Origin of the sequence: Oceanobacillus sp. J11TS1 (genome assembly GCF_018333215.1) — a bacterium.
Taxonomy (GTDB): domain Bacteria; phylum Bacillota; class Bacilli; order Bacillales; family Amphibacillaceae; genus Oceanobacillus.
On the sequence record NZ_BORO01000088.1, the window covers coordinates 1 to 255 of the forward strand.

Here is a 255-nt window from a genome sequence, read left to right on the forward strand (position 1 = left end):
CCATCACTTTAAGTGAGTAAAATCCCTCAGAGACGATGAGGTTGATAGGTCCGAGGTGGAAGCGTGGCGACACGTGCAGCTGACGGATACTAATCGATTGAGGACTTATCTAAGTTTTTTCATGTCAAGTTACTCTTATTTAGTTTTCAGGGTGCAAAATCCCAATTAAATATTTTAGGTCTGGTGGCGATAGCGAAGAGGTCACACCTGTTCCCATGCCGAACACAGAAGTTAAGTTCTTCAGCGCCAATGGTA

At 43.9% G+C, this 255-nt stretch carries 2 rRNA genes; both read left to right on the top strand.

The window, feature by feature from the left end:
* Positions 1-113, top strand: a 23S ribosomal RNA gene (locus KI343_RS19955); the annotation flags it as partial.
* 66 nt (positions 114-179) lie between these two features.
* A 5S ribosomal RNA gene (gene rrf, locus KI343_RS19960) occupies positions 180-255 on the top strand; the annotation flags it as partial.